Below are 10,873 nucleotides of genomic sequence, written 5' to 3'. Positions count from 1 at the left end.
GTTTCGATATATTTGAGTATACACATTTTACTTATCTTTTAACAACCAACTACAGCTATGAAAAAGAAAAATTTACTCTCAAAAACAATGGTTGCCTGCATGGCATTTTTGTCCATGAATGCTCATGGACAAAATTGTAATTCTGCGAATTATGAACCAAATAATTCCGTTACAACACCGGCAACATTTCAGTTTGATTACCCGATGGAAGCTGCCATCACCGGGACAGATATAGACTACTACAAAATTACAGTACCTACATTTGGTGAATTAAGTATTACACTGGCAGGCTTCAGCGAGGATCTTGATCTGGAATTATTAACCCTTAGCGGAGCATCTTATGCAAGCTCTGCCCAAACATCGGGTGTTTATGAAAGCATCAACTGGCACGTACCCGGCGGGCCCAATTATTATCTGGTGAAGGTTTCAGCCAAAAGCAGTACTGCCAATTCCTGCTACCAGTTATTCGGTACGTTTACCAGTGGTGTGTGTACACCAAACAATAATTACGAACCGAATGAGTCTTCTACAAGTCCGGCTATTATTTACATGTACAATAATATCGTAGATAAAATAGGAAGCTCTACAGACGTTGACTGGTATCAATTCTCCACGTATTCGGGCAATACGTTATACCGCATTTATTTAAACAATCCCGGAGCAGATTACGACATGGAATTATACACCACAGGTACTGGCGGACCAGTTGCTTCATCAAGCTTTTATGGCGTGGGTAATGAATTTATAACGTTCAATGGAACAGGACCTGCAACCTATAAAATTCGGGTTTCACAAAAAATTCCCGGACAATATAATCTAGCCTGTTATACATTACGCATCCAGGAAAGCTATGTAAACGGCAACTCAAGAACTGGCAACAATTCAACGCTCACGGCCACAACACCTCTATATCCAAATCCTGCATCTTCAAACGACCTGGTTTATCTTTCTTTTGCTGAAAGCTCAGGCTCTGCTAACGTACAGATCTTAGGCTGCTCAGGCAATGTTATTTCGAATCAAAACGTAGACATCGCGGATGGTATGGGTACATTAAAATTAAATAATTTGCAGGCTGGTGTTTATTTAATAAAGACTGATGCTTATACAAGCAAACTGATTGTAAAATAGTTTTTACTTCATTACCCTATAAAACAAATGAGTCACACTTTACAGCGTGACTCATTTGTTTTATAGGTCATCAAACGAATAACTATCGTTTCATTAAATTTTTCATATTCGGAGGGATACCTTTGCCTTGCATTTTGTTCATGCTCTTCATCATCTTACGCATGTCTTCAAACTGCTTCAGCAGGTTGTTCACTTGCTGAATAGATGTACCCGAACCTTTAGCAATTCTGTTTCTTCTGTTACCGCTTAAGATATCCGGATTTTCTCTTTCTTCTTTTGTCATAGAAAAAATGATTGCCTCAATTGGTTTGAAAGCATCATCATCTACAGGCAGGTCTTTCATCATCTTACCCATACCTGGGATCATACCTACAAGGTCTTTGATGCTACCCATTTTCTTGATCTGCTGAATCTGATTTAAGAAGTCTTCAAAATTGAATTGATTCTTTCTTAATTTCTGATTCAGTTTCTTTGTTTCTTCTTCATCAAACACCTGCTGAGCGCGTTCTACAAGAGACACAACGTCACCCATACCCAGGATTCTGCTTGCCATACGTTCCGGATAGAACACATCAAGCGCATCCATTTTCTCACCGGTACTGATGAATTTAATAGGTTTTTCTACGATAGAACGAATAGAGATTGCAGCGCCACCGCGTGTATCACCATCCAGCTTGGTCAATACCACACCATCAAAATCCAGTCGGTCATTGAATGCTTTCGCCGTATTCACCGCATCCTGACCAGTCATGGAATCCACCACAAAAAGTGTTTCCGTAGGCTTCACAGCCTTCTTCACTTCTGCAATTTCATTCATCATTTCCTCGTCGATCGCTAAACGACCGGCCGTATCAATGATGATAACCTTCTTATTATTCTTTTTAGCAAATTCAAGCGCGTTCTGCGCAATCTGAACAGGCTTCTTATTTTCAGGTTCTGTATATACTTCTACGCCTACCTGCTCGCCCAATACCTTTAACTGGTCAATCGCAGCCGGCCTGTATACGTCGCAGGCTACAAGCAATACATTTCTGTTTTGCTTTTTAATATACGAGGCAAGCTTACCAGAGAAGGTTGTTTTACCAGATCCCTGCAAACCTGCAATCAAAATAACAGTAGTATCGTTTCTTAAATTGATATCCTGCTTTTCACCACCCATAAGCTTAGTAAGCTCTTCATGGGTAATCTTCACAAGCAATTGTCCCGGGGAAACAGAAATCAATACTTCTCTTCCTAAGGCAATCTCTTTAATATCGTCGGTTACGGTCTTGGCTACTTTATAGTTAACATCAGCATCAATTAAGGCTTTGCGGATTTCCTTCGCGGTAGTCGCAACGTTAATTTCAGTGATTCTTCCCTGACCTTTCAGGGTTTTAAATGCTTTATCGAGCTTCTGACTTAAATTATCAAACATAATGGTATTGGAAATGACTACTAAAATACAAAAAAAGCCGGTGGATTCCAGCGTCTTTGCTGCAAAAATGATTTTTGTACAGCTAAACTATTTCAGCGCTTTTAAAATGCGGTTTCTGAGATTTTTAAGGAAAGATATTTCCATGTCTTTTTCAAACAATTGATTAGCAGGATCATTGTACAGTTCGAATAATGGCCAACCTTTATAGATTGCTTTTATCTGGTTCGCAACCAACGCCGGACTTGAAGTATCCGGAATGAAACGGCCAAGATACAAGGCTGTTCTTCCTTCATACCTTGTGATAATATCCTGGGTAAGATTTCCTGTACGGTCCATTGGCAACAGTTCTACAAACGAAGCTGCATGTGCTGTAGGTAAAAGCATATTTGACCCGTGAATCCCTACAACCACATGACTATTGGCATATGCTTCACACCATTGTCTTTCCGTTTCGGCATTTGGTTTATCCGAACGCAAGTCGATAACCGAAGATGAAAAACTTCCGTACCTTCCCATACCAGCCACATTGAAAACAAGTTCCGGGAATTGCTTACGCAGCATGCGTTCCAACTTTTGAATAGAACGATTCTGTAAGCCGGGAAATAAAAACGATGTAAATTTCAATAAGCCTGCTTTGCGTAAAACGAGGAAAACATAATATTCTGTTTTACTCTGATGCCACAAGCGGTCTGTGCGATAGATGCATGTTACTGTCAGCTTTTTTTCTGTAAATGTATTCAGATCAAATGCCGGTACACGTGAATAAGATTCAATCTGTATCCGCTCTGTACAAGGATGCGGAAAAGCATAAGCCAGATCTACAGTTTGAAAAGATGTCATCCACAAACTTATCTGTTCATGAATGGATGTATACCATTCCTTGCACTGGCTTAGTTTTAAATCAACTACCCAGATTTCATCTACATATGCAGGTACCAGCCAGACATAATTCTTCGGAACAATAACAACAATACCCTTTCCCGGGTGTTGTTGTTTACAAAAAGAAACATTGAACAGTTTTAACAATACATGTCCGTACAGGTAATCGAGACAATTGATTACAATAACATCTTTTGTAGTATGGTTGACAACACGCTCTATATGAACTGCAGACGTATTCTGATTTAAATACGACGTTGCAAACGACTGTGTATACCAATCAATCGAATACGCATCCGTTATTTTTTTATCGTTGACACCAATAGATACAGGATAATAACAGGCATGCCCAACCGGAAGGTCCTGGATATACTTATATTGACAAGCATTGCAGGTACACTCGGCAGCTACATGAATCCCCGGGTATAGAATAGTATGTGTGGCCGTTTGCGTGGACGCGCAAGACGGACAAACAGTAATATTATTCTGTATCGGAGAAATCTGTATCATATTCTTTTTTTACTTATTGCCAAGTAATTGGAGTGTTTGAAATTTTCAAGTGCTGCCGTATACACCATTGGAGTAAGATTACTCCTGTTTATTTTAAACAATTTAAAACCACGCGCTTCAAGCAATTTAAAGAAGTCTTTTAAATAGGTTCTTGAATCGATATTTGCGCCACCATATTCAAATTGAATAACATCAACGAACGATTCATCAAGGAATCGATCCATACCTTCAAAAGCCGCAATTTCATGGCCTTCTACATCGATCTTTAATAAATGTATATGCTGAATGTTATGCTGGGTTATATAATCATCCAGACGGATCAGATCAATTTTTTCTTTTTGATCCAGCACAATATTGTACTCAGCTACATCTCTTTCATATAAGGAAGCAAGCGGACTGCCGGCTTTATTATAAAATATATCCAGGCTACCAGCTTTGTCAGAAACACCTACCTTATTAAACACCAGATGCTCCGTTTGCGGAATATTCTTTTTGAGATTCTCAAATGTATAAGCAACTGGCTCAAACAAATGAACCGTATAATTCAGTTTAGCTTTATCAGAAAGCTTTGTCAGCAATTCTGTGTACTCACCTTTGTTCGCACCAATATCGAAGAATGTATAAGTTTCACCAGATTTCAAAGATTGAACATATTCACGTACAAACCGTAATTCTCCATTAGACTGGATATTTGCATTATTTGAATTCAGTAAAAAATCCTGCAGCCTGTTCAACACGGCAATACTGATTCGTCTGAAAGAGCTTCTGTTTTTGATGGTAAACCGCATATTATTTTTTTCTGAATTTATACAAGCCAATACCAAAGCCTTTTGACTGATTGTAGGTATCAACCAGTTCGGTGCCATAAATATATTTATCTTCCATCAATTCACATGATGAGAATAAGTTCAGAATATATTCTTTTGTGAAAGCCCTGTGAGCATTAAAATACACTCTACATGTTGAATCAATAGGAACAGAGAATAAAATAATGCCATCCGTTCTTGTAATACGTTGCAACTCTGCTATGGCCTTCTCACTGCCCCATGGATCAATAGGATCGCCATATCTGCCCAAACCAATATGTTCAATCACGCAAAGAGATGATACAGAATCCTGTGATGCGGTTTCAAAAGGAAGATCTAAAATAGTACCTTGCTTAAAATGAAGTCCTTTCATCTGCAAGGCAATGGGGCGGATATCCACCATCGTAATCGGAACGAATTGAGACAGGATACCAATGGTTTTTGCAGCACTGCCAATATCTACATGTGATGCTGGTTTGTATTCAAATATTTTTGATGCCGCCCAGCTATCCTGGAAAAAATATACCGGATCCAATGGTGTGTTTGATGTTCTGTCTGTCAAGCACGGATACCAGTAAGAAACCGATGTTTCGAAATTCTGGTTTTTCTGCTGCGATTTATACAACCTGTAATCGTTTGTAAAGCGTACGATTTCATAGATCCATTTATCAGGCCTGAATTTCAGATACGGCAGCCAGGATAAATATATTCTGTACAGAGGATTTATTACGGATCTCATTTCTTGGATTCAGCTTTAAAAGTTTTAATGATAGATGTTAAGTTTTTCAATGTATGGTTAAAATCTTCTGAGATCTTCAGCAGATATACACTTGCTACAAAAAGAACAGCGATTACCAGCGAACGGACGGCAATCATGATCATAGACAGCCATAATGTTTGCTGTTGCTGGGGCCAGAAGTAGAACAGCAATAATACGCCCAATATAACACCCAGCAACTTCACCATGGACCAATTGTATGGCTGTATCCCTAAGCGTACCCAAAGAAAGATCATCTTCATGGCGTTAAAAATGCAAACCGTTAGTAAGGCAGCGAAAGCAACGCCATTAATACCATACTGTTTTATAAAGATCAAATTGGTAATTACTGTCAATACAGATAATACCATCATGGAAATAAGATTAAACCTGTAGTATACAGAGGTGATGATGATTTCAGAATTTACGCCCGTAGCCATATCTGCCAGTCTTCCAAGCGCAATAAACAAAATCACATATTTACCCTGTGCATATATTTCATGCTTCGGTACTAATGCCAGCAATGTATCTACATTCAGCCAGATCATTAAAAATATTAATGCCCCAAGCAGCGCCTGGTTGATAGCACTTTTTTTATAGATGGTATCAATTTCTGATAAATCATTCCGTGCCCAGGCATTTGAAATGATCGGCAGGCTGATTTGCGACAACGCTCTTTTAGGCATATCTACAATTGACCCTACAAAAAAAGCCAGGTTATAAATAGCGATCTCTGCAAGACCAAGTTCTGCACCAATAATCAACGTATCAATCTTGGAAGCAATCAATGAACCTGCGGTACCGGGAACAATGAATGCAACAAAAGCAAAAATATTCTTCACCAACGTTTTATCCAGAAATTCCAATTGCGGCTTCAGATAAAACGTCATAGTGGATATAGTGTAAACAACCAGCAATGCAAGCGCACATGCATAACTCAATACATAAAGGATAATGGTAAATCCAAAATCATAAAACTGCAGCGCATATCCGGCAATCAGCAATACAAATAAGATACGTAAAATAATTTCCCGCACGAAAGTAGGCACTACGATGCGCATGTGAATACGCGCGTATGTTTCAAAAATGCTGGAGTACATAGTGAATAAAGACAAAGGCACCAGATAAGCCATGTAGTCTGTAAACAACGGTGATTTACTTTCATAAACAGCAACAATATCTGTTTGAAAAAGCCAGTAAGACAAGAGAAACAACAGATACCCCAGGAATGGATAAACCAATAATAGAAATAGAAAGCCGTTATGTTTACCGTCTTCTGTTTTGAATTTCGGAAAAAACCGATCGGCAACATTGGCCGCACCGAACTGCATAAAAGACGCAACAAGTATGGGAATATCCTGCAACAACCGGAACAAACCAATCTGTTCGGGCGAGAAAAACTGAGGCATCAACCACAATACATTAACCATCCCGATGATGATCCCTGTATATGAAAGCAACGTACTCTTAAAGCTCTGTCGGATTATAATACCCATTCTCTGATTTTATGGCCTCAAATATAGTTAAAATACTACTCCCATAGTGAAAATTGCATTATTTGGATCACAAAAAAGATATTAATCGTATTGAAGTATTTATCTTTACGGATTGATATATATCCAATGAGGCCAGCACCAATTATTCTATTTGTTTATAACCGCCCGGAGCATACATTAAAAACACTTTCTGCTCTTCAAAAAAACGATTTAGCAGCAGACAGCGATTTATACATTTTTTCAGATGGCCCTAAGAATGAATCAGACAAAGAGGCAATAACTGCCGTACGGAATATTATATCAACCTGCACAGGCTTTAAGCATGTGTCGGTTTCTATGCAGGAAACGAATAAAGGCCTTGCCTACTCTGTGATCAATGGAGTTTCTGAAATTCTCAGTAAACACGACCGGGCAATTGTCCTGGAAGACGATATTTTAACGGCTGAGAATTTTCTTACCTACATGAATAACGCTCTGGAATTTTACGAAGATAAAAAAGACCTGTTTTCGATTAGCGGTTACCGGTTCCCTTTCAAAATACCCCAATCTTATACCGACGATGTATTGATTTCTCCCCGTGCCTCATCCTGGGGCTGGGCTACCTGGAAAGACAGATGGACAAGCGCCGATTGGGAAATGAAAGATTATGCTGCTTTTGCTACTGATAAAAATCAACAGGATCTGTTTAATAAAGGAGGTGTGGACCTTTCTAAAATGCTTCACCGTCAAATGACCGGGCAAATAAATTCATGGGCCATACGCTGGTGCTATGCACATTTTAAGCACCATGCTTATTGTCTGTATCCGGTGAATAGTGTTGCCATGAATTTCGGAAACGACAGTTCAGGCGTACACTCCCCTGCAACCAATAAATATCACGTTGATATAAATCACACATCAAAACAGATACGGTTCATCTATCCGATTCACGAAGATCCCAATATTTTAAAAGCATTTCGCCTGTTTTTTAAAGTTTCCTGGAAAGACCGTTTTGAATATCTTATCAACCTTTTCTTAAAATAATCCTTATCCCGACATGATGCATATAGAATCGTCTTCTCTGTACCGATTGCTGACCAACAGATGGATTCTGGTTTTATTCCTGGTTTCCTGTTCTTACTTAACCATAGATGACGGGCACAACTGGGGGGATGATTTCGCTTTATATGTTTCACAGGCTATTTCAATCGTTGACGGGACCACGAACGCGCTGTTCGAAACGAATAAGTTTGCCATGGATAATTCAGACAGGTTAACGGGCCCCTATTTATATCCCGTTGGAACAGCTTTATCACTTGCCCCGGTTATTAAATTATTTGGTGTAAATTTTTATGCCATGAAAATGATCATGCTTCTATTCTGGGCAGCCAGTTTATATATCATTTACACATTCTTCAAACTGCGTACTGATAGTACGAAAGTGGCAGCCTTTATTACTATTTGCTTTGGCCTACATCCACAAATGGTAATTCAATCAGACACCATCGGATCTGATATTCCCTTCCTCTTCTTTACGTTTCTGTTTTTTGCCCGGCTACAAAAAAACAGCGTTCAAAATCCATATTTATTCTATACGCAATTGGTAGGTATTATTTTTGCATCCTACGTATTCAGAAGTACAGGGATCTTATTTTTACCACTGCTCTCATTTCACCAGTTACAACAATGGAAAACATATCCCATCCGGAAAAATATTTTATTGCTTGCTTTTCCCTATGTATTATTTTTATTGCTCTCTAAAGGATTATCATTACTATATAAAATAGATTCAGGCAGCTATCTTCAATACCTTCTTTTAACTGACCTGCCAACAATTTTACAAAACATCTGGTATTATGTTGAATTGTTCGCAGCCTACCCTTTTAACTTATGGGAGCTGGCAATACCCTTTTTGCCTGCATTCAAGGGCATACAAATCATTTCCGGATTTATTTATATGATTTCTTTACTGCTATTCGGCATAAGCATCTATGGCATATACAGCAGATTCAAGGAAAATCTGGATCTGATTTTATTTACAGTCATTGTTATGGGTGTGTTTATTATCTGGCCAAGTAAACAAGGTTATCGCTTCATCATTCCGCTTTTACCGATCTACCTTCATTTCCTTTGGCTTGGCTGCATACAAATAAAAAATATATACAATAGTATTATTACCCGAAGCCTTCCTCTGTTATTGGTCAGTACTATTGCTGTAAGCGGCCTTATCTGTGTCATTCAGTTTAAGTTCATAAAAAATACTGACGCTATTCACACTACCGAATCAAAAGAATTATATGCGTTTATTAAATCGCATACAGATACAACTGATATTCTTTGTTTTTTCAAGCCCCTCGCACATCGCTTAGAAAAAGACCTAAATGCGATCAGACAATATACAGATGAGAAATCTTTGATCCATTCAAAAGCTGATTATTATATTTCATACCGTACACCAATCATTCATTATGCAGTATTGCAGTTGGTATTTAAGAATACCGATTTTGCTGTCTATAGAATCAACCGTCCGGATACTTTATAAATAAAACTTTAACAGCCTTGCCAATGTCAAAAAATATAAACGTTTGTATGATCAGTACCTTTCACCATCAGGGAGGTGCAGCTATAGCAGCAAACAGACTGTTAGAGGTATTAAGAAAAAAAAACGAAGTCAGTTATCTTACAAAGGCTTCCCGTAATCAGTCATCCATCACATCTTTTTCTTATGAAGATGATGCCTTTCTGGGCAAACTAAAATCTTTTCTTTTTTTGGCCTTTGAGAAATTTTTGTTTCTATTTGATGAAAAAAACCCGTCTGTACGATTTAGTTTTTCGACCGCCCCTATTGGTTTTGATATTACCCAAAACAGCGCTTTTCAACAAGCTGATATTATTCACTTGCACTGGATCAATCAGGGGTTTATTTCTTTAAATGGCCTGGATAAAATTTTCAATTCAGGCAAGCCGGTTGTTATTACTATGCATGATTTCTGGTATTTTACAGGTGGCTGTCATTATCCTGGTACATGCGCGGCATATTTGAATGGTTGTGGCAATTGTCCGTTCCTTAAAAACCCAGCTGCCGCTGATTTATCAGCAAAGCAGCATGCACAGAAATCCGTTATTTTTAAGCATGCCAGTAAACTTACCATCGTTGGCTGCAGCCAGTGGCTCACGACAGAAGCATCCAAAAGCTCCATTCTGAAAAATTTTCACGTGACTTCCATTCCAAATGCTTTGCCTGTAGAAGATTTTATTCCGCATGACACCATGAAAATGCGTTTGAAATACCAGCTTCCAACAGATAAAAAAATATTGCTTTTTGGTTCTATGAGTATTGAAGATCCGAGAAAAGGATTTCAATATTTTAAAGATGCGCTTACCCATTTAGCTAAGCATTATTCAAACAACACACTTGAAATTGCCGTGTTCGGTGCCATTAAAAATAATGTTTCGGAAGCATTTAATCATTTGCCTTTCAAGGTAAATTATCTGGGCAAAATCAATCCAAAAGATATTTCAGAGATCTATTCTGTTGCAGATGCCTATATCAGTCCATCCCTGGAAGACAATTTACCGAATACAGTTGCTGAGGCAATGTCTTGCGGAGTTCCTGTGGTAGCTTTCCATACAGGCGGTTTACCTGAAATGATTGACCACAAAAAAAACGGATACCTGGCAGCTTATAAAAACGAAATCGACCTGGCTAATGGCATTCATTTTATCATTAACAACGAATCTCCGGATGTTTTAAAATTAAATGCCAGAAATAAAGCCCTGGATAAATATCTTCCTGAAAAAATCAGCAAAGCATACGAATCGGTATATAGAAATTTGCTTTAATGCTTCTTCTTTCAAACCTCCTCCAAAGCCATAATTTTAGGATTTTCATTGAAAATGCTCA

Annotated in this window: 9 protein-coding genes; 4 read left to right on the top strand and 5 right to left on the bottom strand. The window is 38.4% G+C overall.

Features of this window, described 5'->3' with window-relative positions; all coding sequences use genetic code 11:
* The first annotated feature begins 57 nt into the window (after positions 1-57).
* Complete coding sequence (locus ACTHJT_RS09090) at positions 58-1,128, top strand: pre-peptidase C-terminal domain-containing protein (protein ID WP_440237709.1); 1,071 nt, start codon at positions 58-60, stop codon at positions 1,126-1,128.
* Positions 1,129-1,210: 82 nt separating this feature from the next.
* On the opposite strand, the gene ffh is transcribed toward ACTHJT_RS09090, so the two are convergent.
* The 5 genes from ffh to ACTHJT_RS09065 all read right to left on the bottom strand — a co-directional run bounded on the left by ffh (position 1,211) and on the right by ACTHJT_RS09065 (position 6,990).
* The gene (ffh, locus tag ACTHJT_RS09085; RefSeq protein ID WP_440237708.1) at positions 1,211-2,542 is read right to left on the bottom strand and encodes a signal recognition particle protein; all 1,332 of its coding nucleotides are present in this window, start codon (positions 2,540-2,542) and stop codon (positions 1,211-1,213) included.
* An 87-nt stretch (positions 2,543-2,629) separates the two neighbouring features.
* Complete coding sequence (locus tag ACTHJT_RS09080; RefSeq protein WP_440237707.1) at positions 2,630-3,931, bottom strand: hypothetical protein; 1,302 nt, start codon at positions 3,929-3,931, stop codon at positions 2,630-2,632.
* Positions 3,928-4,719 carry an FkbM family methyltransferase gene (locus ACTHJT_RS09075; protein WP_440237706.1) on the bottom strand — a complete coding sequence of 264 codons (792 nt, stop codon included), beginning with the start codon at positions 4,717-4,719 and terminating at the stop codon, positions 3,928-3,930. The genes ACTHJT_RS09080 and ACTHJT_RS09075 overlap by 4 nt, the downstream gene beginning before the upstream one ends.
* Before the next feature lies 1 nt (position 4,720).
* A complete protein-coding gene (locus ACTHJT_RS09070; protein ID WP_440237705.1) occupies positions 4,721-5,476 on the bottom strand; it encodes a class I SAM-dependent methyltransferase in 756 nt (251 codons plus the stop codon).
* Positions 5,473-6,990, bottom strand: coding sequence for a lipopolysaccharide biosynthesis protein (locus ACTHJT_RS09065; protein WP_440237704.1), 1,518 nt, complete (start codon positions 6,988-6,990; stop codon positions 5,473-5,475). The genes ACTHJT_RS09070 and ACTHJT_RS09065 overlap by 4 nt, the downstream gene beginning before the upstream one ends.
* 126 nt (positions 6,991-7,116) lie before the next feature.
* On the opposite strand from ACTHJT_RS09065, the gene ACTHJT_RS09060 reads away from it, so the two are divergent.
* Genes ACTHJT_RS09060 through ACTHJT_RS09050 form a run of 3 tightly spaced genes read left to right on the top strand, consistent with a single transcriptional unit; the run spans position 7,117 to position 10,812 of the window.
* Positions 7,117-8,013, top strand: a complete 897-nt coding sequence (locus ACTHJT_RS09060) for a hypothetical protein (protein WP_440237703.1) — start codon at positions 7,117-7,119, stop codon at positions 8,011-8,013.
* 13 nt (positions 8,014-8,026) lie between these two features.
* Positions 8,027-9,511, top strand: coding sequence for a hypothetical protein (locus ACTHJT_RS09055; RefSeq protein ID WP_440237702.1), 1,485 nt, complete (start codon positions 8,027-8,029; stop codon positions 9,509-9,511).
* A 23-nt stretch (positions 9,512-9,534) separates the two neighbouring features.
* Entirely contained in the window at positions 9,535-10,812 is a 1,278-nt protein-coding gene (locus ACTHJT_RS09050; protein ID WP_440237701.1) for a glycosyltransferase, read from the top strand.
* Positions 10,813-10,873: the final 61 nt, after the last annotated feature.

The sequence above is a fragment of the Cytophaga sp. genome, assembly GCF_051961495.1.
Taxonomy (GTDB): domain Bacteria; phylum Bacteroidota; class Bacteroidia; order Cytophagales; family Cytophagaceae; genus Cytophaga.
The sequence above is the reverse complement of the archived record's forward strand: the minus strand, read 5'-3'. Positions and strand labels throughout refer to the sequence as shown.